Genomic DNA, 25,385 nt, shown 5'->3' with positions numbered 1-25,385 from the left:
CTGGGAGCATCCGCAGTGGAACCCGCTACGCCCCCCGCAACACCAGTCGTCACCGGCCAGCCCCGACGCGCCTTCCTCGTCTCGCACACGCACTGGGACCGCGAGTGGTACCTGCCGTTCAACCGCTTCCGCGTGCACCTGCTCGAGGTGGTGACGAAGGTGCTCGACCAGCTCGAGGCCGATCCCTCGTTCCGGGCCTTCGTGCTGGACGGGCAGGGCTGCGCCCTGGAGGACTTCCTGGCCGCGGCGCCGCACGAGCGCTCGCGCATCGACGCACTGGCGGCGGCCGGGCGCCTGGCTGTGGGCCCGTGGTACATCCTGCCCGACGAGTTCCTGGTAAGCGGCGAGGCCACCGTGCGCAACCTGCAGTACGGGCGCCTGGCCGTGCCGGCCGGCGGGCTGCAGAAGGTGGGCTACATGCCCGACAGTTTCGGGCACATCGCGCAGATGCCGCAGCTGCTGCGGCTGTGCGGCATCGACTCGTTCATCTTCACGCGCGGGCTGGGCGACGAGGCCGCGCGGCTGGGCTGGCTCTTCCGCTGGGCGGCGCCCGACGGCAGTGAGGTACTGGCGGTCAACCAGTGCGACGGGTACTGCAATGCCGGCGGCCTGGGTTTCGCCGAAATCTGGCACGCGCACACGGCGCGCATCCCCTGCCCTGAACGCGCCGCGGAGAAGGTGGGCGAACTGTTCGCGAAGATGGCGGCACGCCCCGGCGCCGAGCCCGCGCTGCTCAACAACGGCTGCGACCATTTCGGGCCGCAGCAGCGCTTCGGCGACATCATGGCGAAGCTGCGCGAAATCTGGGCCGGCACGGAGTTCACGCACGGGCGTTTCGAGGACTTCCTGGCCGCGGCGCGTGCCGAGGCTCCGGACGCGTCGCGTCCCGCGTGGAGCGGCGAGCTGCTCGGGGGGCGCGACCACCTGATCCTCTCGGGCGTATGGTCGTCGCGCATGCCGCTCAAGCAGGAGAACGAAGCCTGCCAGGGCCTGCTGGCGCGCGTGATCGAACCGCTGGCCGCCGCCGCGCACTTCCTGGGCGGCGAGTCGTGGCCGGGTGGCCTGCTCGACACCGCCTGGAAGGAACTGCTGCGGAACCATCCCCACGACTCGATCTGCGGTTGCAGCACCGACGAGGTGCACCGCGAGATGGTCACGCGCTTCGGCGCCGTTCGCCAGACCGGCGAGCACTGGCTGGCGCGGCGGTTGAACCGCATCTGCCCCATGTTCGGGCCGGCTCCGGAAGACGACCGCGACACCGTCATCGCCGTGGCCAACCCGCTGCCGCGAGAGCGGACCGAGGTGGTCGAGCGCGTGGTCGTGCTGCAGCCGTTCGGCTACGACCTCGGCAAGCTGCGGCTGGTTGACGAGCAGGGCCGGCCGGTGCCGTGCGAGATCGTGCGCCGGCGCTTCCTCGAGCGATTCTGGGGCATCGACTATCGCGCCGAGATCTCGGCCGGCAACCAGCTGGCGATGCTCGAGCCGTACCTGAAGCGCTTCGGCGACCGCATCATCGGCAACGAGCGCGACCAGGGCGTGAAGGACTGCTTCCTGCACCTGCGCTTCCTGGCCAGGGACCTGCCGGCGGTGGGCCACGCGCTGTACAGGCTCACCGACGAGCCGGGTCCGCTGCCGGCGCGCGACTCGTTCACGCCGGTGTCCGCCCGGCGCGCGGGCGAGGACGCGGTGCTGGACAACGGCCTGGTGCGCGCGGTGCTGCACCCCGACGGCACGATCGACCTGACCGACCTGGCGAACGGGCATGTCTACGACGGCCTGAACCTGCTCGAGGACAGCGAGGACGCCGGCGACGAATACGACTTCGGCCCCGCTCCCGTGCCCGAGACGGTGTTCGCCGGCGGCGCGCCCGGGGAACTGCGCGTGATCGACTCGACCCCGCTGCTGGGCGCGGCCGTCACGGTGCTGCGCTTCGACCTGCCGCGGTCGTTGACGCGCGGCCGCCGCGGCCGCGACCCGCGCACGACGCCGTGCGATGTGGAAGTGCGCATCTCGCTGGCCACCGGCTCGCGGCGCCTGGACATCGAGACGACGATCAACAACCGCGCCTTCGACCACCGCCTGCGCGCCTGGTTCCCCACGGGGCTGGCCTGCAGCGAGGTGGTCAGTGACGGCGCCTTCATGCTGAACCGGCGCCCCTGCCGCCGCCCGACCAATCCCGACTGGCCGCAGCCGGCGCCGCCGACCTGGCCGCAACAGGACTGGAGCCTGCTCGGCGACGGCACCGCTTCGCTGGCGGTCTTCAACCGCGGCCTGCCCGAGTTCGAGGTGCTGGACGACGGCCAGGGCCGCGCCGTGTACGCACTGACGCTGATGCGCTGCGTGGACTGGCTGTCGCGCGACGACTTCGCGGCGCGCAAGAACACGAACGCGGGCCCCACGCTGTACACGCCCGACGCCCAGCTCATCGGCCGGCGCACGTTCCACTACGCGGTGATGCCCGGCGGCGCCGACCTCTTCGCCGACGAGGTGCCGTTCGAGAGCGAGCGCTACCGCGCCGCGCCGCCCACGCACCAGGGTGTGGGCGCGGGCAGCGTGCCCGGCGGCGCCTCGCTGCTGGCTTGCAGCGAGCCGCGGGTGTCGGTGACGGCGATCATGCGCGCCCGCGACGGCGAAGGGCTGGTCGTGCGGCTGTGCAACCTGGACGGTGCGCCGGTGGAGGCCGCGCTCAGGCTTGGCTTCATCGCATGCGCCTGCCGCAAGATGGGATTGCTGGAGGATGAACTGCCGGTGCTGCGCGAGGCGCCGGTGCTGGCGGCCGACGGGCGTTCGGTGACCGTGCCGCTGGCGGGCGGCGAGATCGCGACGGTGCTCATCGAGCCGGCGGCTGCCGGCAGGGGCCAAAAGGAGAGACAACCATGACCACGAGGCGCGAGTTCCTGATCGGCACGGGCGCGGGGCTGGCGGCAGTCGGGGCCGTGCAGGCCCTGGGAGCAGGCAAGGCACTGGCGCAGGCGGGAGGCGGCGCTTCGTCGCGCATGCCGTTGATCGACCACGTGGTGCCCCCGCGCGAGGGCGCCGGGCGCAAGCCGCTGGTGGTCAGCACCTGGCGGCACGGCCTGGCCGCCAACGCCGCCGCCTGGCCGGTGCTGGCCGGCGGCGGCCGCGCGCTGGACGCGGTCGAGACGGGCGTGCGCATCTCCGAAGCCGACCCCGAGGTGATGAGCGTGGGCTACGGCGGTCGCCCCGACCGCGAGGGTCACGTCACGCTCGACGCCTGCGTCATGGACGAACGCGGCGAAGCGGGCGCCGTCGCCTTCCTGCAGGGCTTCATGCACCCGGTCAGCGTGGCGCGCAAGGTGATGGAACTGACGCCGCACGTGATGCTCGTGGGCGAGGGCGCGCGCCGCTTCGCCCTGGCCCAGGGCTTCACCGATCAGGACCTGCTGACGGACAAGGCTCGCGCCGAGTGGCAGGAGTGGCTGAAAAAGGCCGAGTACAGCCCGTGGACGCCGCCCACCGACCCGAAGAGCACCAGCAGCGCGCGCACGATCAAGCCCGGCGACAACCACGACACCATCAGCATGCTGGCCATCGACGCGGCGGGCAACCTGTCGGGCGCCTGCACGACGAGCGGCCTCGCGTACAAGATGCACGGCCGGGTCGGCGACTCGCCGATCATCGGCGCCTCGCTGTTCGTCGACAACGAGGTGGGCGCCGCGTGTGCGACAGGTGTGGGCGAGGAAGTGATGAAGACGCTCGGCACCTTCCTGATCGTGGAACTGATGCGCGGCGGCGCCACGCCGCAGCAGGCGTGCGAGGAAGGCATCGCGCGCATCCGCCACCGCCACCGCAACGACGACCTGTCGAAGGTGCAGGTGGGCTACCTGGCCATCGACCGCCACGGCAACGTGGGCGCGTATGATGTGCAGCCGTGGTTCCAGTACGCGATCACCGACGAGGCCGAGGGTGCGCGGCTGGTGGATGCGGAGAGCTTCCTGAAGAAGGGCTAGGCGACCGCTGCACGGCCGCCTAGAAATCCACCCGCACCGAAGCCACCGCATAGTGCAGCCAGGTGAACGTGTAGACCTCGTCAACGTCGGCGCCGCCCTCGACCAGCCGGTAGCCGACGGCCAGGCGCACCTGCTCACCCAGGTCGCGCGAGAGCTTCAGCGCCACGTCCTCGGCGCGGCCGGGACCGCCGGCCAGCGCGTCGGCGTCGAAGGTGACGCGCCAGGCGGCCGCCGGCCGCCACTCGCCGGAGATGTGCAGAAGCGGCACGAAGCCGAGGTCGTCCTTCGCGGCGATGACGCCGTCCTGTTCCAGGGCGATGCGTGCGTCGCGGATCTTCGCGGTGCCGCCCCACCACCACGACCAGCGCTCCCCTTCGTGGAAGCGGTGGCGGTACGTGAGCCGGTACGAGTTGAACTTGAAGGTGGCGAGGGCCTGCCCGGCGTTGAAGTCGCCGCCGGCGAACGACACCGGGCCGGCCAGTTCGCCCGGCTCGTTGATCGTCAGCGGCGCGTACAGGGCGCGCAGGTCGCTGGCCTCGCTCAGGTGCCAGGTGAGGTAGACGCGCCCGGCGGCCCACGGCCCCTTGCCGACGGCGTCGCTCAGCGAGAAGCGCGTGGCCGTGTCGTTGTTGGGGATCTGCACGTCGTTGTAGCTCTGCCAGGCGGGCCCGGCCTCGAGCTCGAGCGCCAGGCGGTGCTGCGGCGCCGCAGCCAGGGCGGCTCCGGCGCCGGCCGCTCCGATGGCCAGGGCGGCCAACACGGTCCTGCTCAACGTGCCCATCCTGAATCGCGGCATCTTCCCCACCCTTGTCCGGAACGGCCCACAGCCTGCGCATGAGTCCGCCAATGTAGCGCGCGTGGCCCGTACTCGCCGCCCCCGCTCAGCGTTCGTTCAGCGCACGCGGGAACAGGACGTTGTTCTCCAGGTGGATGTGCTCCATGAGATCGGCCTCGAGGATCCCCAGCCGCAGGTAGAGCGCCTCCCAGGTCGTGCACGCCTCTGCCGGGGGCACGAAGTCGTGGGCCAGGTCGCGCGTGCGCTGGAGATTGCGGGCGTGCTCATGGTGCTCGTGCAGCATCACCTGCACGGGAGCGCCGGCCAGAGCTCCGTTCCCGGCGAGGATGATCGGAAAGAGGATCTGCTCCTCCTTGGCCAGGTGCTCCAGCACGGCGGCCTGCACCTGCTTCAGGTGCGCGGCCAGCCCGTGCGGCACGGTCGTCTTATCGGCGTGGCGGTCCTCGACCTTCTCCGCCAGCGCGATGAGCTCCGGCAGTTCCAGGCGCAGTTCATCGTGGTAGCGATTGATGATGAACGGCACCAGTTCGGCCAGGGGGCGCTCGGCCCAGGAGACACTGGTGGTGCGATCGTGCTCCAGGCTCTCGATCTCGGTGAGGATGGCGGCGGCGGCGAGCCCGCGCTCCTGGCAGGCGTCGGCCAGCGTGCGCTTGCCGCCGCAGCAGTAGTCAAGGCGCTCGCGGTGGAAGATGCGCGAGGCGTCGGGATGGGTCACGGCGAGTTCGGCGAGGGTCGTCTGGGTTCCGTGGGTCATGATGGACCTCCTTTGAGGGGAGGCATTGCAATCGTCGGGCCGTTGGCAATATGTTGATTTCAAACAAATTAAAAACATTGTTATTTTTTACATAACGCTACTGTGATATACAAATCATAGCCATGTCACCTTTTTTATAACATCCCCCCTGGTCGCCGTGGCGCCCGCCGCCGCAGGGCCGATGGCGCACCGACGCGCCCATCGACTTGCGCCGGCGCAACTCCTGACGCCGCATCTTGTGGCCAATCCGAGGGGTGCGCCCCCATCCCTTGTACCGGGCACCTCACGCCGTTTATTCGCCATATTTTCGCATTTCACGATTGACAAAACAGTCATTTGTCTGCTTAAATCATCCCTGTCAACCGAAGCACCTTCATCAGGAAGCACCTTCAACAGGAGATCAGGCCCATGCCCCCGCGCAGCACCCCGAAAGCCTCCCGCCCCCGCGGCACCATCCGCGCCGAGGTGCTGGCCTTCGTGCGCGAGCGGCTGGCCGCCGGATCGCCGCCCACGGTGCGCGAGGTGCAGCAGGCGTTCGGGTTCAAGGCCGTGGAGTCGGCGCGGCAGCATCTCGAGGCGCTGGTCGCCGATGGGCGGCTGGCCAAGTCGCCGGGCCGTTCCCGCGGGTATCGCCTGCCCGCGGACAGCGGCCCGGCGCCGGGCATCCGGATGGTGCCGCGGCTGGGCCGCGTGCAGGCCGGCGCGCCGCGCGAGGCCATCGAGGATCCTGACGGCTGGCTCGCGGTCGAGGGCCTGGCCGGCGACGAGGAACTGTTCGCCCTGACCGTGCGGGGCGAGAGCATGACCGGCGCCGGCATCCTGCCGGGCGATGTGGTCATCGTGCGTCGGCAGGACACCGCACGTGACGGCGAGATCGTCGTCGCCCAGGTGCGGGACGAGGCTACGGTGAAGCGGCTGCGGTTGCGCGAAGGGCAGATCGTCCTCCAGCCGGAGAACCCGGCCTTCGCGCCCATTGTGTTCGCACCAGGGGTTTTCACGCCGGAGACGGAGATCCGGATCCTGGGCAAGGTTGTGGAAGTGCGCCGACGGCTGGCCTGACGGCTTGTCCTGAAGCCCACGCTTGTCTGGGTACCGGCTCCCTGCGGGCCGGCGGCAACCCGGCGCCCCCAGCGTCGGGCGATGAGATCGAGGATCAGCCCGGTCACCGTCCCGTGTGGAGGTCGGTCATGGCTATCGCAGCCCATGATCCAGCATCGTTGTCCCTGTCGTCGGGTCTGGATCATCCGGTCGACGGCAATCTGGCCCTGGACGTTCTGGCCCAAGCGAACGTGCTGGCCCATCCGGCGCTGCGCCGCCTGGGCGAGACGCTCGAGCCAGTGCCTGCCGGGCGACCCGCCTGGTCGCGCGCCGAGCTGGCGGGTCGCCTGTGCGAGCTGAGCGCCGGGCAGGACGGCGCGCTGCTCTCCACGGCTGTCAGTCTGGTGGTCGACGCGCAGCGCGACGGCGAGCCGGTGGCGTGGATCAGCGCCACGCGGGCGATCTTCTTCCCGCCGGATGCGGCGACCTGCGGCGTCGACCTCGCGACGCTGGTCGTCGTGCAGGCGAAGGACGCGTTGCTGGCCGGCCGCGCTGCCGATGTGCTCCTGCGTTCGGGGGCGTTCGGGCTGGTGGTACTCGATCTGGGGACGAGTGCCGCCATGCCCACGCCCCTGCAGGGGCGCCTCGTGCAGCTGGCGCTCAAGCACGACGCGGCGGTGGTCTGCCTGACGGACAAGCAGCCCGGCGAGTCGTCGCTCGGCTCGCTCGTTTCGCTGCGCGGGCAGGCCGCGCGCAGGCGCTCGCGCGACGGGCGCCGCTTCACCTGCGAAATCACCACCCTGAAGGACAAGCGCCGCGGACCCGGCTGGACCTGGCGGGAGGTGCGGCATGGTCCGGAGGGCCTTTCCTGAGGCGCATCGCCGGACTGCCGGCGCGGAAGCGCGGCGCGTGCCGCTCGACGAGGCGGGTGAGCCCGTCACCGGCGGCGAGGCTGCGGACTGCGAAGCCGCGGGTTGTGAAGAAGCAGAGGACGACAGCCCCCGCCCCGCGCTCCTGGCGCGCGCCGCCGCCATCCATCGCACCGACCGCATCGCCTGCGTGGCCTTGCCGGCGTTTCCCCTGCAGCTGGTGCTGCGCCGGCAGCCCGAGTGGCGCGGCGAGCCGGCCGCCGTCGTGGAACAGGACAATCCGCTGGCGCCGCTGCTGTGGGTCAACGAGGCGGCGCTGCGCGTCGGCATATTGCCGGGCATGCGCTATGCGGCGGCGCTGTCGGTCGACCACCGGCTGCGCGCGACCACGGTCACCGACACGCGCCGCGACAAGGCGGTGGCCGCGCTGCACCGTCACCTGCTGCGCTACAGCCCGCGCGTCGAACCGGCGGGCGACGATCCCGGCGTGTTCTGGCTGGATGCGGGCGGGCTCGAGCGCGTCGACGGCACGCCGCGCCAGTGGGCGGCGCGGCTGTGGCAGTCGCTGCAGCGCGCGCACTTCACGGCCGGCGTCACCGTCGGCTACTCGCGCTTCGGCACCTGCTGCCTCAGCCGCGCCCACCGCGAGGTGCTGGTGCTCGACGCGCCCGCGGCCGAGCAGGCGGCCTGCCGCCGCGTGCCGCTCTCGCGGCTGGACCTGGCCCCCGCCGTGCGCGACGACCTGACGCGGCTGGGCCTGAAGACCATCGACGACCTGCTGCGCCTGCCGGCCGCGGGCCTCGGCGCGCGGTTCGGCGCCGGCACGCTGAAGCTGGTGCAGCTGGCGCGCGGCCTGGGCTTCGACCCGCTGCAACCCGCCCTGCCGCCCGAGCCGGTGCGCGCCGAGGAACACTTCGACGAACCGGAGACCGACGCCTGGCGCCTGCTCTTCGTCATCAAGCGCCGGCTGCATCCGCTGCTGGCCAGGCTGGCCGACGAGACGCGCGCGGTGGCACTGCTGCGCCTGGAACTGCGGCTGGCCGATCGCGCCGGCACGCTGCTGTCGCACGACCTGCGGCCGGCCTCCCCCACGCTCGACGTGGTGCTGCTGACCGAACTGGTGCGCCTGCGGCTGGAAAACCTGGACCTGGCCGCGGGCGTGGAACGGGTGACCGTCTCCATCGCACCGACCGCCGCGCCGGCCGAGGCGCTGGAACTGTTCCGTCGTCGCCCGCGCCGTGATCCCGAAGCCGCGTTGCGCGCGGTGGCCCGCCTGCGCGCCGAGATGGGCGACAGCGCCGTGGCCCGCGCCGAGCTGCGTCCCGGCCACCTGCCCGAGCAGGGTTACGGCTGGCGTGACATCACCGGTGCGGTTGCGCCGGAGCCGGCTGCGGCTGCTGCGAAAACGGCGGCGACTGCGACTGCGACGGCTCCGCGTCCGCAACTCGTGCGACGCGTGCTGCCACGTCCGCGCCCGCTGGTGGGCGGCGGTCCGGAGCTGATCCTCACCGACCCTGCGCAGCTGGTGCGCGCGGCCGCGACGCCCGGCGTGCCGGCCCTGGGTCAGGACGCGCTGCGCGCCCACGGGCCGTTCCTGCTCTCGGGCGGCTGGTGGTCGGGCGAGGTGCGCCGCGCCTACCACTACCTGGAAGCCGACGGCGGTCGCGTGCTGTGGCTGTTCCACGCCGAGGCCGAGCAGCGCTGGTACCTGCACGGCTTCGTCGAGTAGGCGCGCCCATGTCCACCTACGTGCCGCTGTGGTGCAAGTCGTACTACTCGTTCCTCGAGGGCGCCTCGGCGCCCGACGACCTGGTCGCGCGCGCGGCCGCGCTGAAGCTGCCGGCGCTGGCGCTGACCGACAAGGACGGCGTGTACGGCGTGCCGGCGGCGTACCAGGCGGCCAGGGGCGCCGGCGTGGCGCTGATCATCGGGAGCCAGGTGACCGTGGTCGACGCGGGCCTGGCGGCAATGCGCAGCGACGGCGGCGTGATGGTTGACCCGTCAACCATCGCCGGCCTGGCCTCCGGCAGCGTTGACCCGTTTGGCGGCGCCCCGCCGGTTGATACGTCAACCATCATCCTGCTCGCGACCGATCGCCGCGGCTACACGAACCTGTGCCGCCTGCTGACCGCGGGTCGGCTGCGCTCGCCCAAGGGCACCTGCCTCGTCACCTGGGACGAGATCGCCGCCCACGCCGACGGCCTGCTCGCGCTGTGGGGCAGCGGCGCCAGCCTGCTGGCCCGCGAGGACGGCAGCGGCGCCGCGCGCACGGCCGGAACGCTGCGCGAGGCCTTCGGCGACCGGCTGTACGCGCTGGTGGCGCGCCATCGCCAGGCCACCGACCTGCGCGCCGAGGCCCGCCTCAGGCGCCGGGCCGCGCGGTTCGGGCTGGGCACCGTCGCGACGGTCGAGGTGCTCTACCACGTGAAGGAGAAGCGCCCGCTGCAGGACGTGCTGACCTGCGTGCGCGAGGGCGTGACCGTCCAGCAGGCGGGGCTGCGCCTGCGCCCCAACGACCGCCATGCCATCCTCGGGCCGCGCGCGTTCGCGCGGCTGTTCCGCGACGACCCGGCCGCCGTAGCCCGCACGCTCGAGATCGCGGAACGCTGCAGCTTCGATTTGGGCGACCTGCGCTACCGCTACCCATCCGAACACCTGCCGTTCGGCATGTCGACCGCGCGCTGGCTGGACCACCTGGCGTGGCAGGGCGCCCGCGAGCGCTTCGGCGACCCGGTGCCGCGCGACATGGGCGCGCGCATGGACACCGAACTCGCGCTGATCCACGAACTGGACTACGACGGCTACTTCCTGACGATGTACGAGATCGTGCGGTTCTGCCGCGAGCAGGGCATCCTCTGCCAGGGGCGCGGCTCGGCGGCCAACTCCATCACCTGCTACTGCCTGAAGATCACGGCCGTGAACCCGCGCGAGGTGGACCTGCTGTTCGAGCGCTTCATCTCGCGCGAGCGGGCCGAGCCGCCGGACATCGACCTGGACATCGAGCACGACCGGCGCGAGGAGGTCATCCGCCACGTCTACGAGAAGTACGGGCGCGAGCGCGCAGCGATGGTCGCCAACGTGGTGCGCTTCCGGCCGCGTTCGGCCATCCGCGAGGTGGGCAAGGCGCTGGGGCTGCCGGCGGTGAACCTGGACCGCCTGGCCAAGCTGGCCAGCCACTACCGCGCCGACGACATCGAGGACGAGACGTTCCGCGGCGCCGGCTTCGACCCCGCCTCGCCGCTCATCGCCCACTTCCGGCGCCTGGTCGACGAGATCCAGGAGGTGCCGCGGCACCTCTCGATCCATCCCGGCGGATTCCTGCTCGGGCACGAGCCGGTGCACGACCTGGTGCCGATCGAGAACGCGACCATGCCCGGCCGCACGGTCATCCAGTGGGACAAGTACGCGGTCGAGTCGCTGGGCCTGTTCAAGGTCGACCTGCTGGGTCTGGGCGCGCTGAACCACCTGCACCGCGCCTTCGAGCTGCTGCGCGCACACCGCGGCCTGGAGATGTCACTGGCGCGCATCCCGCGCGACGACCGCCCCACCTTCGCCATGCTGCACCGCGGCGACTCGGTGGGCACCTTCCAGGTCGAGAGCCGCGCGCAGATGAACATGCTGCCGCGGCTGCGGCCGGACAACTACTACGACCTGGTCATCCAGGTGGCGATCATCCGGCCCGGGCCCATCACCGGCGGCATGCTGCACCCGTACATCGAGCGGCGGCACGGGCGCGAGAAGGTCGCGTACCCGCACCCGTCGCTGGAGCCGATCCTGCGCAAGACCCTGGGCGTGCCGCTGTTCCAGGAACAGGTGATGCGCCTGGCGATGGTCGCGGCCGACTACACGCCCGGCGAGGCGGACCAGCTGCGCCGCGACATGGCCACCTGGCGTTCGCACGGGCCGATGGAGCAGCACCGCGACAAGCTCGTCACGCGCATGGTGGCCAAGGGAATAGCGCCCGACTTTGCCGAGCGCGTCTTCCAACCATGCGGCAAGCTTTGCGCTCATCGCCTATGCCACCTCGTGGCTCAAGTGCCACCACCCCGACGTGTTTACCTGTGCCCTGTTGAATGCACAACCGATGGGCTTCTACACCTCCGGGACGATCGTGGAAGATGCGAAACGCCACGGGATCCCCATTCTCCCCATAGACGTCACATTAAGCGATTGGGACTGCATATTAGAGCCGGTGTGCGACGGAGGTGTGTGTGGGTCCGCTCCTGGCGACTCGGGCCGAAGGCCCGAGCGAGCCCGAAGGGCGAAGCGCGGAGCCTGGAGCGGACTCACACACACCTCCGTCGCGTCACCAACTCCAATGGCGGTCCGCATGGGCTTACGGTACGTCAAGGGGATGCGGCGGGAGGTGGCGGAGCGCATCGTCGCGATGCGGCCATACAGGGACATTGCTGATCTGCATCGGCGGGCACAGGTGCCGATTGAGACTCTGACTTCGCTGGCCGAGTGCGGGGGGCTGGCGGGATTTGAGGCGGAGCGGAGGCGGGCGCTTTGGGTGGTGCATGGGATAAGTCGGCGGGATCGGCCGGAGCAGTTGTTGTTGGCGTTGCCGGAGGCGGCGGCGCCCGTGCTTCCCGAGTTGGGGTGGTTTGACAGTGTGAACTGGGATTGGAAGCGGGGGGGGCACAGTCCTCGGGCGCATTTGTTGGAGCCGCTGCGGGGGCGTTGCGGGACCGCGGGTGGCCGACGGCGGAAGAGGTCAACCGGCTCAGGCATGGGGTGCGGTGCGATTATGTGGGCATTGTGATTTGCCGGCAGCGGCCGCACACGGCCAAGGGGGTGACGTTCATGACGCTGGAGGATGAAACCGGTTTCGTGAACGCGCTGGCGTGGAACGACATCTGGGAGCGGTTCCGCGTGCTGGCGCGCACGCTGTCGCTGATGGGCGTGACGGGGAAGATCCAGACGGCCGACGGCGTCGCGCACATCATCATCGACACGATCTGGGAACCGCGGCTGTCACAGGTGCCGGTGCCGAGTCCGAGCCATGATTTCCATTGAGGACTGACCCGCACACGTTCAGGCGCGACGCAAGCCCCGCGCCGTATCCCACGAATAGACCACCAGGGCCGCCCAGATGGCGCCGAAACCGACCGCGTGGACGCGCGTGAACGGCTCGCCGAACGCGAGCACCGCCAGCAGGAACTGCAGCGACGGCGACAGGTACTGCAGGAAGCCCACGGTGGCGAAGCGCAGCCGGCGCGCGCCCTCGGCATACCAGATGAGCGGCAGCGCCGTGATGGGCCCGGCGGCGCAGAGCAGCAGGCTGATCCGCAGCCCCGCGTGCCCGAAGGCCAGCTCGCCCCGCGCCTCGCGCCAGCACAGGAACGCGATCGCCAGCGGCGCAAGCAGCGTGGTTTCCAGCGTGAGGCCCTGGATGCCGGTCGGTCGCGCCAGCTTCCGCAGCAATCCGTAGATGGCGAAGCTGATCGCCAGCACCAGCGCGATCCAGGGCGGGTGTCCCAGGCGGATGGTCAGCCACGCGACGCCGAGCGCCGCCAGGCCGACCGCCGCCAGCTGCGGGCGGCGCAGGCGCTCGTGCAGGAAGATGGCGCCGAACGCCACATTGACCAGCGGATTGATGAAGTAGCCCAGGCTCGCCTCCACCAGGCGGTCGTTCGCGATGGACCAGATGAACACCAGCCAGTTCACGGCGATCAGGCAGGTCGTCGCCGCCATCGTCAGCAGCGTGCGACGGTCGCGGAACAGGGCCAGCGTCGGCCGCAGGCCGCCGCGGAACGCCATCAGGACCATCAGGAAAACGAGCGACCAGCTGATGCGATGGGCCAGCACCTCGAGCGAGGGCACCGAACCGACGGCCTTGAAATAGAGCGGGGCGAACCCCCACCACAGGAAGGCGGCGGTGCCGTACAGGGCGCCGCGGCGGGCCTCCCCCGGGTCGGTGGTCTTCGCTGCTCGTGATTCCGCCAAGCCCGCCTCCCGGTTCAACCGATTGCGAAGCTCAACGATAGCCTGCCAACAACCACGCGGCCAGTGAGGTTCAAATCGCTTTGGACGGGTCGTGGATATCCTGATCCTCCAGACGCAAAGGAGCCCGGGTTGCCCCGGGCCCCTTTCGTTCACCAGTATCGGACCCACGCAGACCCTACCGGAACAGCGCCTTCACGCCGCCCCAGGTCGTCTCGTCGATGCCGACCACGGCGCCGAGGTCCACGAACGTGAACCCGCAGTACTCGGCCGTCATCTGGGTGCCCGCGGGCTGGCCCATCATGTTGTTGTACTGCATGTAGCCGCCGGCGTGGGCGAAGTTCAGGATGCCCCACAGGCCGTGCGGGGGATCCTCGGACGGGTTGCCCTCGTCGAACGGCAGCTGGCCGCTGCTGACGGCGATACCGTCGTCGTAGATGTACTCGATGGTCGCCGGGTTGGTGGCGTCCATGTCCTGGTTCGGCCGGTAGATCATGGTCAGGTGCACCCAGGTGCCCTTGACGTAGCTCTTGCCGTGGTTGGCCGTGAACGAGTAGAACGGCAGGCGGCCACCGAACACGGCGACTTCGCCATCGGGCGTGCGCAGGTTGAAGCGGCCGTCGGCTTCGCTCCACCAGGGAGTGATCTGCATGCCCGCTTCGCCGTTGCCGTCGCCCGAGATACGGACGCTGGTGCCGACCGCGAAGCCGTCGTTGTTGGCGAACTGCATCGGCGTCACGCCGTCCTGCGAGAAGCGCCACGCGTGCAGGTTGGCCCAGCCCGCCGGCGGCACCACTTCATCGGTGATGCAGATGCCGGTGGGGTAGTTGTTGGTGATCGTCAGGACAGAGAACGGATCGTCGTTGAAAATGCGGGGCAGGACGACCAGCGAGTTGGGCGATCCCGCGGCCAGCGCGGTGCCGGCACCGACGGCCACCAACGCCAGAACGATCAGGAGCTTGGCGAAATTCTTCATGCTGCCATTCCTTCGGTTGATTGTTGAGAATCGATGGACCTTCCATCCGATCTCCTGTTATCGATTATACACTCTCGACTTGGGCCTGTGGGGATGAAATCCGTGAAACGCGGACCGGATTCCGGCGGCTTGGCCGAAATCGGCCCTGCCGGGCTCATAAGTTCAATAAAACAGGGCCCGGGTTGCCCCGGGCCCTTATCGGCCGATCAGAAAATCGACTCGACGAAGACTAGCGGAACAGGGCCTTCACGCCGCCCCAGCTGGTCTCGTCCACGCCGACAACGGCGCCGAGGTCCTGGAACGTGAACGTGCAGTACTCAGCCGTCAGCTGCGTGCCGGCCGGCGAGCCGACCATGTTGTTGAACTGCACATAGCCACCGGCATGCGCGAAGTTCAGGATGCCCCACAGGCCGTGCGGGGGATCCTCGGACGGGTTGCCCTCGTCGAACGGAAGCTGGCCGCTGCTCACGGGGATGCCGTCATCGTAGATGTACTCGATGGTGGCCGGGTTCGACGCGTCCATGTCCTGGTTCGGACGGTAGATCATCGTCATGTGCACCCAGGTGCCGCCGACGTAGCTCTTGCCGTGATTCGCGGTGAACGAGTAGAACGGCAGGCGACCGCCGAACACGGCAACTTCGCCGTCCGGGGTGCGGATGTTGAAGCGGCCGTCGGCCTCGCTCCACCAGGGGGTCAGCTGGATGCCGGCTTCGCCGTTGCCGCTCAGGCGGACGCTGGCGCCGAACGCAAAGCCGTCGTTGTTGGCGAACTGCATGGGCGACATGCTGTCCTGCGACAGGCGCCACACGTGCAGGTTGGCCCAGCCCGCGGGCGGCACGACTTCATCGGTGATGGTGATCATGGACGGGTAGCTGTTGTCGACGGTCAGGTTCGAGAACGGGGCGTCGTTGAACACGCGCGGGATCACGACGGCCGAATTGGGCACACCCATGGCCAGGGCGGACCCTGCGGAGATGGCCACCAGCGCGGCCACGATGAGAATCTTTGCCAACTTCGTCATGCTGTTGCTCCTCTTGCTGAACATCCGCTGTTGCTCTTCGTTCGGAAGGACTGATTTCCCGTCGATTCGAGCACGGCGACTAGCTTTTTGGCGAGCCCCTCCCAGCCGGAACTCACCCGATCATACCACAATTTCCCCCGTTACAGGAACAAATAAATAGGTGCGTTTGCATCCAATTTACTGTCCCATACCGGCTGGCGATCGCTCGCCCGGGAAACCCCGGGGGCCCGGCAGGGCAGGCCCCCGGTTCTCAAACAGACCCCGCCCGGACTACCGGAACAGGGCCTTCACGCCACCAAAGGTCGACGCTTCGATCGACACGACGGTGCCGAGGTCCTTGAAGGTCACATTGCCCCACGACGTGGTCATGGTCTGACCGATCTGGCCGCTCATGTTGTTGAACTGCATGTAGCCGCCGACGGTCGCCGGGTTCAGGATGCCCCACAGGCCATGGGGCGGGTTCTCGCTCGGATTGCCCTCGTCGAAGGCCAGCGGGCCGCTGCTCACCGCAACGCCGTCGTTGTAGATGTACTCGATGGTGGCCGGATGGGTCGCGTCCATCTCGGGGGTCGGCGTGTAGATCATCGTCAGCCGCACGGTCGTGCCGGCCACGTACACCTTGCCGTGGGCGGCGGTGAACGAATAGAACGGCAGGCGGCCACCGAACACGGCCACTTCGCCGTCCGGGGTGCGGATGTTGAAACGACCGTCGGCCTGGCTCCACCAGGGAGTGACCTGCAGGCCGGCCTCGCCGTTCGCGCCGCTGATCGTCACGTCGGCGCTGAACGAGAAGCCGTCCTGGTTCATGACGTCCATCGCGGAGATGCCGTCCTGCGAAACGCGCCAGGTGTGCAGATTGGCCCAACCGGCCGGCGCCACCGAAGTGTCGTCGAACTGGATCATGCCGGGGAACCCGTTCGCGGTCGTCAGCACCGAGAAGGGCGTGTCGTTGAAGACGCGCGGAATGACGACGGCGGTGCTGGGCACCGGGGTGGCCAGGGCGGAACCGGCGGCCAGGGCCGCCAGCGCGACCACGATGGCGAGCTTGCTGATCTTGTTCATGGTTGATGCTCCCTTGGGTGAAACCACAATGATGTCCTGATCCAGGTTCGCTGACTTTTCCAGGTACGTGAACTTGCCTCCGGTACGAGGCTCCAGCACATGCTCCATCGTCTCCACACCACCTCCCTTGCCGGCTCTTCCTCATGACCGGACTCACTTCACGATGATGCAGCGCTTCCATTCCTTGCGTCCGCCGGACTCCAGGGAATAGGCATACGCGCCGCTGGGCAGCCCCCGGCCGTCCAGCGTGATCTGCTGCAGGTCGCCCGCTTCCGCTTCCGCCTCGACATGGCGCACCAGGCGCCCGCGAAGGTCATAGAGCTTCAAGGTCACCGGCCCGGCCTGGGGCACGGCAAACGAGATCGTCGTCGAACCGTGGAACGGGTTCGGGGCATTCTGGTACAGCTCGATGCCCGAGAGCGGTCCCGGCGTCGGCTGCGGCGCGGCTGACACGTTCTGGAAGCCGGCGCGCTTCAGGCCCTGGACGACCTGGGGATTCTGCATATAGCGCTCCCACACCGAGCCATTCAGGTAGTTCTCGATCATGATGATGATCGGACCCTGGTCGATGCCCAGCCAGTCCTGGCCCCACCAGAACAGGGTCGGGTTGAACGCGTCGCGGAAGCCGTACTTGCCCCACAGGCCGGCGCCCCAGACGTCGTACATGTGATGCAGGGCGGGCAGCACGATCTCCGGCGCAAACGGGATCGAACTGGCGGCCGCCGTCGGCGAGATGGTGCCGTTGTCGCTCTGCGCCGGCGGCGCGCCGTGCGCCGCGTAGCCGAACGGATCGTCCGAAGCCGTCAGGCCCCACAGGTTCTCGCCGTAGCCGACGAAAGCGCCCGGATTGGCGATGCAGTACGAACGCGCCGCGTAGGTAGCCCGGCGGGAGTTCTCGAAGTAGTCGATGCCACGCGCCGCCATGTACGTGTCGGGGATGCCCCGGAAGTCGATCCAGCAATGCGAGTACTGGTGGCCGAACAGGGGCGGGAAGTACACGTAGCTCTGGGTGTAGTAGGTGCGCCACGAATAGCCGCTGGTCCAGTAGGTCCAGGTCGTGGTGGGCACCGGGTGCGTCGGCGAGCCGAGCGCCAGCACGTAGAGGATCATCGCCTCGTTGTAACCGATCCAGTTGCCGAACGTGTTGAAGCCCGTCTCCGGCTTCCAGCCCATGCGGATGCCGGCGCCGCCGTTGCGCATGTAGTCCCAGTCCACGCGGTTGTACAGCGAGTCGGCCAGGGCGCGGATCTCCACGTCCAGCGGGTCCATCGTGTGGAAGTACTGCTTCGCGTCGAGCACGCCCGCCATCAGCAGCGCCGTATCGATGGTCGAGAGCTCACAGGTCCAGGTGCGGTTGCCGGAGTTGATGTCCAGGAAGTGGTAGAACAGGCCCTTGTAGCCGTTCACGCCGGCGGCCGCGCTGCCCTGGGTGCCGTTCCAGAGCGTCTGCATGCCCAGCTTGATGCGCGCCCGGCCGACTTCCTTCGTTACCCAGCCGTGCTCGATGCCGATGGTGATGGCCGTGATGCCGAAGCCCTGCGCGGCGATGCTGCAGGGCGATCCGGCCTGGCTGCGGTCACGGATGAGGCCGTTGACCGGATTGACCTGGTACCAGAAATAGTTGAACGCGGTGCGCTGCAGGCTGTCGAGCAGGGCCTCATTCGTCAGCGACTGGCCGCCCGAGATGGACACGGGCAGGTCTTCGCGCGTGCCGCGCGCACCGTCGGCGCCGCCCAGGGCCAGCCCGGCCGCAAGCCCGACCACCAGCAGCGCCACCCAGGCCCAGGCCGCCGGCCGCCGCCAGTTCCGTCCGCTTGTCTGTTGCATCGCCATGTTGTCCGTCCCTTTTTCCCGGTCGGCGCCCGCGCGCCGGCCGTTGCCGACCCTAGAACTCGACCACCATGGTCAAGCGGTGCGTGTCATCGAGGAACTCGTGCCCGGCCCAGGCGTAGTCGAACCGGTAGCTGTTGCCGCCCAGCTTGCCCTTCACGCCGAAACCGAACGTCAGGCCCAGCTGGCTGTCGGTCTGGAACAGCGTCTGGTAGCCCAGGCGCAGCGCCAGCAGGTCGCGCAGCTCCCACTCGGCGCCAAGGTTCATGCTCTCGCTGTTGTCGTTCGGATGCAGGCCCTCGGCCAGCAGCAGCAGGTGGCTGCGCTCGCTGAAGGTGACCGGCCAGCTCAGGCCCAGCCGGAACAGGCCCGGCAGCGGGAACGCATCGGTGCTCTGCTCGCCCGGCAGGGCGTTGTTGTCGCCGTAGGAGTCGGGATCCTGGTCATAGGTGATGTTCAGGTCACGGCCCGTGAAACGCGCACTGGTGCCGATGTTGGCCAGACTGAACCCCAGCCGGGCGCCGTTGTCGTTCAGCTGGTACAGCGCACCCAGGTTGAACGTCATCGTGCGGTCCGACGTGTTCCAGATCTTCTCGGTGACGTAGTTGGCCTGCAGGCCCGCCGCGAAGCGCTCGGTGATGCGTCGTCCGTAGCCGAGGCCCAGCGCCACGTTGCTCACCGTGTAGTTCACGCCCGTGCCCAGCGGGTCCTCGACCGTGCGCACCTCGATGTCGCCCGAGTTGAGCGCCGTCACGCTGGCGAAGATGTTGCCCAGCCCGCTGACCGGCAGCGCCATCCCCACGTAGTCGTGGCTGATGCCGGCGAACCAGTCGGCGTGCGAGTACGAGACGGCCGCGCCCTCGATGAGCCCCAGCGCCCCGGTGTTGTAGTAGACGGCCTCGATGCCGCCCGGCAGGGCCGAGCCGGCATTGCCCAGGGCGGCGCCCGGGCGCCCGGCTCGATCCGCAGGAACGTGCCGAGCGTCGAGCCGACCTTGGTCTGGGCGCTGGCCTGTCCCGCAGTCCCTGCGAGGCATCCGGCAGCGATCAACAATGCGAGTGACGCTTTCCTCATGTCGCTCCCCGCGATCACTTGACGATCGCGAACTTGCCGGTGGCCGACCCAGCGGCCCCGCCGTCCACATGGAAGATGTACAGGCCCGGAGCCACGTCGAGCTGGTCCTTCGTGCGAAGATCCCAGGCCACCATGCCCTCCGAAGAGCCGTCGTGACGAAGCGTCTGCACCAGTTCGCCGATCAGGTTGTAGATGCGGATGGTGCAGTTGGCCGGCAGGCCGCGGAACTCGATCCGCCGCTCGCCGCGCCCGGAAACCGCGAACCGCTGCGGTTCGAAGCTGGCCGAGGCCAGGTACGGATTGGGCACGACGTAAGGGGCAAGTTTCTGCCCGCCGCCGGCGGCGTCCATGTACTCGCCCGAGGTCGTGAACTCGTAGGCATCGTCGGCGCCGAACGGACGCACCAGGCGGAGCGCCCAGGCATCACCGGCCGCCGGCGGCACGGTAGCTGCTGCTGCGGCCTTCACGCGCCAGGTCACCTTCGGGGCCACATCGCCCTCGATGTAGGTGACGATGTCCAGCGCCTCGTCGGTGCGGTTCAGGGTCTGGTTGGCGTCGCGGTCGCGGAACACGAAATCGAGGCGGCGGTCGCCGTCGGGACCGTGCGCGATCACCTCGAACTTCGCCGGTGTGGCCGGATAGAACGGGATGGCCACCGAGGTGTCGACCACCGTGTCGTAGAAGAAGATCGTGATGTCGTCGGGGTAGCCCGACCGCAGGCGGTTGATCGACAGCACGCTGCGTTCGTAGTTGACGGTGAACTGCGCATTGGTCGGGCTGTTCGGAAGGAAGCCCGTTTCCTCCATGTCCACCGACACCTCGCCGCCCGTGGTCACGATGGGCAGCAGACCCGAGCCCACCGGGCCGATGCCCTCGCCCTGCAGGTCGGCGCCGGTCGTGAACCAGGTCACGCCCGAGGTCATGTCGGTGAGCGAATAGTGTTCGGCAGCCAGGCTGTCCTCATGCGATGTCAGGAATCCGACGCGGAACGTGTGCCCATCGGGCACGAGGCCCGAATTGACCACCTCGACCGCCACCGAGCCGGCACCGCGCCCGGCAACGGCCACCGCCGTGTCGGCCGTGGCAGGCCGGAAGCCCAGCACCCGCGGCTCGGGCCGCGCCGCCACCACATTCGTGGGCAGGATCAGACCGCCGCGAGGCGTCCGCGTCGGCGCGATCGCGTTCTCGGACGGGTAGAAATTGAAGGCTTCCGAGCCGCGGTCATAGGCAGTCACGGCGTAGTAGTACTGCTGGCCGTTGATGGCGCTGAAGTCGGTCCAGGTGTGCGTGATGCCGTTGTTCGTGCCCAGGTAGTACTGCACGCCCTCGATGGCCAGGTTCGAGTAGCCGGAATAGTCGTTGTCGAGGTCGAATTGGGCGATCGGCTTGCCGTTGCCCAGCGGGCCCGAGCCGGTTCCCGTCGAGATGACCTGCGGATCGCGGAATTCGGGGTCGGTCGACCGGTAGATGCGGTAACCCTCGAAGTCCTCCTCGCCGGTCACCGAGTCGGCGCCGCGCTCGGCCACGTCGTCCCACGACAGGCGCACGTAACCGTCACCGGCCTCGGCAGTGGCGGTCGGCAGCTTGGGCGGCACGGCGAAGCGGTAGTTCGCATTGTAGATCTGCTGCACTGTCTGCGTGTTGCGCGAAAGCTCGATCAGGTCGGCGCCGTAGGCCATGGCCAGGCTGAAGCGCTCGGTCTGGCCGGCCGCCAGGCGGAACGGGCCCGAGGCGAACAGGAACGCGATGTTGTAGTTCGAAGCCAGCGGTTCGTCGAAACGGTCCAGGGGATTGGCGTCGGTGAACTGTTCGTACAACCGCTGCGGCCAGTCCTGGGCGTCGGTGAAGAACACCACGCCGTCCACGGTCTGGTCGGGGTTGCCCTGCCCGGGTCTGATGCGGTTCAACTTGAAGCCGGTGAGCCCGATCTGGTCCGACTCGTTGAGGTCGGTACCGTCGAAGCTGGGCTCGCCGGGGCTGGGCATGCCGTCACCCTCGCCGGTGTCGGGCGGCGTCGTGACATCGCCGAGCACGCCATCGGCGCCCAGGTCGTGATTGGCCGCAACCCAGTCCATGTCCTCGTCACCGGTCCACCAGCGACCGGCGCGAAAAGCCGGACGCAGGGCAACGGGACCATACTCCGCCTCGAAACTTTCGAGGTTGTAGGCCCCGGTCACCCAGGCGAGGATCGCTTCCTCACCCTCGACCAGCGTTCCCGGGCCACCGTCGCGGCGCTCGTCGGTCATGCCGTCGCGATCGTCGTCCAGCCCGTTGGTCGGATTGCCCGGCGTCTCCATGTAGGCATAACCAAGATAGCCGGTGCGAGAGCACGATCCGGCCAGGTCGCGGCCGCGGCCATCGTTCTGGTCGTCGTCGTTCTGCCCGTTGTCCCAGGTGTACACGAGGTTGATCGCCTGGCCGTTGAATACATCCTGGTAGTACGCATTGTCGTCGTCGGACTCGTAGATGCCGTCACACGACAGCGCCGAGCCGCCCACGCCGGAGTCCATGTACAGGCCGAAGACGATGTTGTCGTTGTAGTCGGTCGTGCTCTCGTTGGTGATGTCGTAGTGCCAGAAGATCACGTTGCGGGCCTGCGGATTGGCCCACTGGAAGCCGCGCACCTCGATGCGCAGGCCCAGGCCACGGCGGGTCTCGTCGCGGCTGTCCGGGAAGTAGTTCCAGGCATCGTAGTAGTCGTCGTCCAGGACCATGTAGCTTTCCTGGTCGGCGACGATCTGTTTGCCGAAGTAGCCGTTCCAGCTGCCTTCCCAGCCCGGATCATCGCTGTCGTCCAGTCGGTCGGGCCAGTAGGAAGGCCAGGTGCGCGGATCGTTGCTCAGCGCCGGCGAACGGCCGGGGTTCAGCGCGGGGTCAGCCTGGAAGTAGCCGGGGCGCGGCTCGAAGCGCATGTCGCGGTCGAAGTACGGGCTCACGCCCTGGCGCTCACGGAAACCGGTTTCCATGATGTAGATCTCTTGGCCGCCGGTCGTCTGTACCTTCGCCAGCACGAACGGCGTCACGCCGTCGCTGTAGTTCATGCCGCTGCCCTTGGGCGCCTCGGCCGAGTGGAACACGCTCAGGTCGACGTTCACGGGGTCGCGCGGATAGTCGCCGACCATGCCGTAGTTCCAGAAGATGGTGCGGATGTTGTTGGCGTCGTGCTGGCCGGCACGTTCGGCGTCGGCGCGGCCGCGCTGGTCCTGCGGCACCGGGACCACGACATCCGCGCGTGCGGACATGGCCAGAAGAGATGCCGCCAGCAGGCCGGCAGATGCCGCCGCCACGCGGCGCATATCGATCAGCGGGTAACGAACCGTCAACGGGCTCCGCCTTTCAGGAAGACTGCTGCGCCAGGCCATCACTTGCCTCCCCAGCCCCAGCGCACGCCCATTTCCAGGCGTCGCGGCGGGTAGAATCGCGTCGGGTCGGCCAGGGCCAGCCGTTCATCGAAGCTGTCGGTGCGGCTGTAGTAGGGACTGCCGGTGGTCGGGTAGACCGCGCCGTTGAAGTACCGCGAGTCGAACAGGTTGAACACGCGGATGAAGAGGCCGCCCTCGCCGTCCTTGCCCAGCTTCTTCTCGGCCCGCACGTCCACCAGGAAACCGGCCGGCTTGCGGCCCGAGTTGGTGGCGGCGCCGAAGCCGTAGGCCTGCTCGGTCACGGGCGTGTACGGCTGGCCGCTGGTGATCTTCGCCACGGTGGACACGGTCCAGTTTCCGGGGGCGTCCAGCGCCGCCGTCAGGTTGATCGTGTGTCGCTGGTCCCAGTTGAAGGGCACCAGGCGGGGCCGCGGGTCCTCGCCGGCGGCGCGCGCGTGGCGGTCTCGCTCGGGTCGCTGGAGTTGCCCATCGCCTGCTGCCAGGTGTAGTCGAGCGAGGTGCTCAGCGGGCCCACGCGCCGATGGTCCAGCGCCAGGGTGACGCCCAGCGCGCTGCCGTGGTCGACGTTCGTCAGGCGCGAGTAGGTGGCGCCGGTATAGGTGTCGATGAACTCCACGCCCAGCAGGTCGCGCACGTCCTTGTAGTAGATGGTCAGGTCGTAGCCGAAGTCGTCGTTGACGACCTGCTTGTAGCCGACTTCGTACTGGACCGTCGACTCGGGCCGCACATCGGGATTGCCCATCGCGTTGTAGTTGGGGTCGCTGGCCTGCAGTTCGTCGAGGATCGAATAATCGGAATTCGAGAACATCGTCGATACCGACGGCAGCTGCCGGAAGTGCCCGTACGCGAAGTGGATGGCGGCCTTGTCCTCGATGGGATAGGCCACGCCGACCCGCGGCGAGATCGTCGCCTTGACCGTGGTGGCCTGCGGCACCGACTCGGGCGCGCCCGCGATCGCGTTGGCGGGGTTGGCCAGGTCGCTGGGAATGGTCGACCGCGCGTCGAAGTAGTCGAGCCGCGCCCCGAACCGCACGATGAGGTCGTTGCGGTTCATCTGGTCCTGCACGTAGGCGGCGCCCATCACCGGGAAGCGCTTCAGCGAAGCCTGCTCGTGGTCGCCGGTCTTGCGCACCAGCTCGTTGTTGATGAAGCTCAGCCAAACCGGGGTGCCGAACTCGACCTCGGGCAGGCTCAGCTCGAAGCCCGCCTTGGCCTGGTTCTCGCTGTCGAGCTGGCTGACCACCGAACCCTTGAAGATGTAGGTCGTCGTCTTCTGGATGTAGTGGGTCAGCTGCACGCCCTGGTAGAAGTAGTCGCCCAGGTTGAGGGTCGAATTCAGCGCCGGCGTCGCGTCGTACCGCGGGTCGTAGGGATCCTCATAGAGGTGGTCCGTGTAGTCGAACAGGTTCTGGCGGGCGCTGAAGTCGAGGAACGTCGAAGCCCCCAGCGTGTGCGTCACGTCGAACCCGTGGGCCAGCGAGAACGTCCGCTTGATCGACAACGCGTCGGGCATGTAACGGAACTTCCAGTCGGTGGGCCGCGTCTCGCGCGAGTTGAACAGCGCCTGGTAGCTGAGGCGGGTTTCCGTCAGGCGATTGCTGCTCAGCTTGAGCACGCCCGACCACTCGTTCGTGTAGCCGAGCGGCGACTTGTCACCGTCGCCGGTGGCGATGAACGGGCTGTTGCGGTCCAGCGGATTCTCGTGGTCGTCGGTGGGGTTGTAGATGCGCTCGCTCTGGATGTAGTCGTCCCACTGGTAGCGGCGGCCGCTGATGAGGAAGTTGGTCTTGTCCCACGGCAGGGGGCCGCTCAGGGTCGCCTGCATGTTGTGCGTGCCGGTGACGTGGATGTCGTCACTGGTCTTGCGCATGTCCTCTCGCCCGGGAAACAGGAACCCGCCGGTGTAGTACTCGCCCTCGACACGGTACGACTCGCCGCCCTGCTTGAGGATGGCGTTGACGACGCCGCTCATCGCCTGTCCGTACTCGGCGTCGAAGGTACCGCTGATGACCTGGACTTCCTGCAGCAGCGAGCGGTCGATGTTCAGGCTCGACTTGTTGTCGAAGGCGTTGTTGACGCTCACGCCGTCGACCTGGTACTGCACTTCGCCCTGGCGGCCGCCGCGGAAGTGGCCGTCGACCACGCCCGCCTGCAGGTTGACCACGTCCTCGAGGCTCTGCACCGGCAGTTCCTCGATCTCCTCGGTGGTCAGCGTGACCTGCGAACTGGTTTCCTTCACGTCGACCGGCGGACGGTCGGCCACGATGACCACCTCTTCGGTGGCCAGGTTCGTGTCGCCCATCTTCAGGTCGATGCGTGTCGTGTTGTCGGCCGAGGCAATGACGCCGCTCATGGTCACCGCGTTGAAGCCGAGCCGGCTCGCCTTCACGTCGTAGGTGCCGGGAGCCACGTTCAGGATGAGGAACTTGCCTTCGGCGTCGGTATAGGCGCCCAGGCGCGTGCCGACGACGATTACCGTGGCAGCCACGACCGGCTTGCCGTCGGGGTCGAGCACGCGGCCGGAGATCGTGCCCGTCGTGCCCGCGGCCGCCGGCAGCGAAGCCAGCAGCAGCAACACGGCGGACACCAGGGCCAGGGCCCGCGAATTGTGAAGGTGCAGCGACACCAGCGATCCGCCTTTTCGTTCTTCCGTCCGTGGGACACC

General features: G+C 68.6%; 18 protein-coding genes. 7 read left to right on the top strand and 11 right to left on the bottom strand.

Annotated features, from left to right (window positions below; translation table 11 throughout):
• Positions 1 to 15: 15 nt before the first annotated feature.
• Positions 16 to 2,880 carry a hypothetical protein gene (locus tag IPG61_10630; protein ID MBK6734526.1) on the top strand — a complete coding sequence of 955 codons (2,865 nt, stop codon included), beginning with the start codon at positions 16 to 18 and terminating at the stop codon, positions 2,878 to 2,880.
• Positions 2,877 to 3,971 (top strand): N(4)-(beta-N-acetylglucosaminyl)-L-asparaginase, encoded by a 1,095-nt coding sequence (locus tag IPG61_10625; protein ID MBK6734525.1) that lies wholly within the window; start codon positions 2,877 to 2,879, stop codon positions 3,969 to 3,971. Before IPG61_10630 ends, IPG61_10625 begins: the two co-directional genes overlap by 4 nt.
• 19 nt (positions 3,972 to 3,990) lie before the next feature.
• Here IPG61_10625 and IPG61_10620 read toward each other — a convergent pair whose 3' ends face one another.
• Both IPG61_10620 and ytfE read right to left on the bottom strand, forming a co-directional pair.
• On the bottom strand, positions 3,991 to 4,743 hold the full coding sequence (locus IPG61_10620; protein MBK6734524.1) for a hypothetical protein: 753 nt from the start codon (positions 4,741 to 4,743) through the stop codon (positions 3,991 to 3,993).
• Positions 4,744 to 4,852: 109 nt separating this feature from the next.
• A complete protein-coding gene (gene ytfE / locus IPG61_10615) occupies positions 4,853 to 5,521 on the bottom strand; it encodes an iron-sulfur cluster repair protein YtfE (GenBank protein MBK6734523.1) in 669 nt (222 codons plus the stop codon).
• Between the two features lie 408 nt (positions 5,522 to 5,929).
• Between ytfE and lexA the strand changes: the two genes are divergently transcribed.
• The 5 genes from lexA (at position 5,930) to IPG61_10590 (ending at position 12,447) form a co-directional block, all read left to right on the top strand.
• Positions 5,930 to 6,580: a repressor LexA gene (gene lexA, locus IPG61_10610; GenBank protein MBK6734522.1), complete on the top strand. Its 651-nt coding sequence runs from the start codon at positions 5,930 to 5,932 to the stop codon at positions 6,578 to 6,580.
• 128 nt (positions 6,581 to 6,708) lie between these two features.
• A complete protein-coding gene (locus tag IPG61_10605) occupies positions 6,709 to 7,431 on the top strand; it encodes a recombinase A (protein MBK6734521.1) in 723 nt (240 codons plus the stop codon).
• Positions 7,409 to 9,157, top strand: a complete 1,749-nt coding sequence (locus IPG61_10600; protein MBK6734520.1) for a DNA polymerase Y family protein — start codon at positions 7,409 to 7,411, stop codon at positions 9,155 to 9,157. Before IPG61_10605 ends, IPG61_10600 begins: the two co-directional genes overlap by 23 nt.
• An 8-nt stretch (positions 9,158 to 9,165) precedes the next feature.
• Complete coding sequence (dnaE, locus tag IPG61_10595; GenBank protein MBK6734519.1) at positions 9,166 to 11,841, top strand: DNA polymerase III subunit alpha; 2,676 nt, start codon at positions 9,166 to 9,168, stop codon at positions 11,839 to 11,841.
• 393 nt (positions 11,842 to 12,234) lie between these two features.
• The gene (locus tag IPG61_10590) at positions 12,235 to 12,447 is read left to right on the top strand and encodes a hypothetical protein (protein MBK6734518.1); all 213 of its coding nucleotides are present in this window, start codon (positions 12,235 to 12,237) and stop codon (positions 12,445 to 12,447) included.
• An 18-nt stretch (positions 12,448 to 12,465) separates the two neighbouring features.
• On the opposite strand, the gene rarD is transcribed toward IPG61_10590, so the two are convergent.
• The 9 genes from rarD to IPG61_10545 all read right to left on the bottom strand — a co-directional run bounded on the left by rarD (position 12,466) and on the right by IPG61_10545 (position 25,346).
• Complete coding sequence (gene rarD, locus IPG61_10585; protein ID MBK6734517.1) at positions 12,466 to 13,377, bottom strand: EamA family transporter RarD; 912 nt, start codon at positions 13,375 to 13,377, stop codon at positions 12,466 to 12,468.
• A 175-nt stretch (positions 13,378 to 13,552) separates the two neighbouring features.
• Complete coding sequence (locus IPG61_10580) at positions 13,553 to 14,350, bottom strand: hypothetical protein (protein ID MBK6734516.1); 798 nt, start codon at positions 14,348 to 14,350, stop codon at positions 13,553 to 13,555.
• A gap of 229 nt (positions 14,351 to 14,579) precedes the next feature.
• Positions 14,580 to 15,371, bottom strand: a complete 792-nt coding sequence (locus tag IPG61_10575) for a hypothetical protein (protein MBK6734515.1) — start codon at positions 15,369 to 15,371, stop codon at positions 14,580 to 14,582.
• A gap of 270 nt (positions 15,372 to 15,641) precedes the next feature.
• Positions 15,642 to 16,433: a hypothetical protein gene (locus IPG61_10570; GenBank protein ID MBK6734514.1), complete on the bottom strand. Its 792-nt coding sequence runs from the start codon at positions 16,431 to 16,433 to the stop codon at positions 15,642 to 15,644.
• 153 nt (positions 16,434 to 16,586) lie between these two features.
• Positions 16,587 to 18,266: a T9SS type A sorting domain-containing protein gene (locus tag IPG61_10565; GenBank protein MBK6734513.1), complete on the bottom strand. Its 1,680-nt coding sequence runs from the start codon at positions 18,264 to 18,266 to the stop codon at positions 16,587 to 16,589.
• Positions 18,267 to 18,318: 52 nt separating this feature from the next.
• Positions 18,319 to 19,299, bottom strand: a complete 981-nt coding sequence (locus IPG61_10560; GenBank protein ID MBK6734512.1) for a PorV/PorQ family protein — start codon at positions 19,297 to 19,299, stop codon at positions 18,319 to 18,321.
• A gap of 52 nt (positions 19,300 to 19,351) precedes the next feature.
• On the bottom strand, positions 19,352 to 22,660 hold the full coding sequence (locus IPG61_10555) for a hypothetical protein (protein MBK6734511.1): 3,309 nt from the start codon (positions 22,658 to 22,660) through the stop codon (positions 19,352 to 19,354).
• A 38-nt stretch (positions 22,661 to 22,698) separates the two neighbouring features.
• Positions 22,699 to 23,118, bottom strand: coding sequence for a TonB-dependent receptor (locus IPG61_10550; protein ID MBK6734510.1), 420 nt, complete (start codon positions 23,116 to 23,118; stop codon positions 22,699 to 22,701).
• Positions 23,079 to 25,346 (bottom strand): TonB-dependent receptor, encoded by a 2,268-nt coding sequence (locus IPG61_10545; protein MBK6734509.1) that lies wholly within the window; start codon positions 25,344 to 25,346, stop codon positions 23,079 to 23,081. Before IPG61_10545 ends, IPG61_10550 begins: the two co-directional genes overlap by 40 nt.
• Positions 25,347 to 25,385: the final 39 nt, after the last annotated feature.

The organism is bacterium (assembly GCA_016703265.1).
GTDB lineage: Bacteria > Krumholzibacteriota > Krumholzibacteriia > LZORAL124-64-63 > LZORAL124-64-63 > CAINDZ01.
This window is presented reverse-complemented; position numbering and strand designations above follow the sequence as displayed.

Coding starts and splice junctions, on each gene's coding strand:
- IPG61_10580 (MBK6734516.1), bottom strand. CDS start 14,350: ATGAAGAATTTCGCCAAGCTCCTGATCGTTCTGGCGTTGGTGGCCGTC.
- IPG61_10590 (MBK6734518.1), top strand. CDS start 12,235: ATGACGCTGGAGGATGAAACCGGTTTCGTGAACGCGCTGGCGTGGAAC.
- IPG61_10575 (MBK6734515.1), bottom strand. CDS start 15,371: ATGACGAAGTTGGCAAAGATTCTCATCGTGGCCGCGCTGGTGGCCATC.
- IPG61_10600 (MBK6734520.1), top strand. CDS start 7,409: ATGGTCCGGAGGGCCTTTCCTGAGGCGCATCGCCGGACTGCCGGCGCG.
- IPG61_10560 (MBK6734512.1), bottom strand. CDS start 19,299: ATGCCTCGCAGGGACTGCGGGACAGGCCAGCGCCCAGACCAAGGTCGG.
- lexA (MBK6734522.1), top strand. CDS start 5,930: ATGCCCCCGCGCAGCACCCCGAAAGCCTCCCGCCCCCGCGGCACCATC.
- IPG61_10565 (MBK6734513.1), bottom strand. CDS start 18,266: ATGGCGATGCAACAGACAAGCGGACGGAACTGGCGGCGGCCGGCGGCC.
- IPG61_10625 (MBK6734525.1), top strand. CDS start 2,877: ATGACCACGAGGCGCGAGTTCCTGATCGGCACGGGCGCGGGGCTGGCG.
- ytfE (MBK6734523.1), bottom strand. CDS start 5,521: ATGACCCACGGAACCCAGACGACCCTCGCCGAACTCGCCGTGACCCAT.
- dnaE (MBK6734519.1), top strand. CDS start 9,166: ATGTCCACCTACGTGCCGCTGTGGTGCAAGTCGTACTACTCGTTCCTC.
- IPG61_10605 (MBK6734521.1), top strand. CDS start 6,709: ATGGCTATCGCAGCCCATGATCCAGCATCGTTGTCCCTGTCGTCGGGT.
- IPG61_10570 (MBK6734514.1), bottom strand. CDS start 16,433: ATGAACAAGATCAGCAAGCTCGCCATCGTGGTCGCGCTGGCGGCCCTG.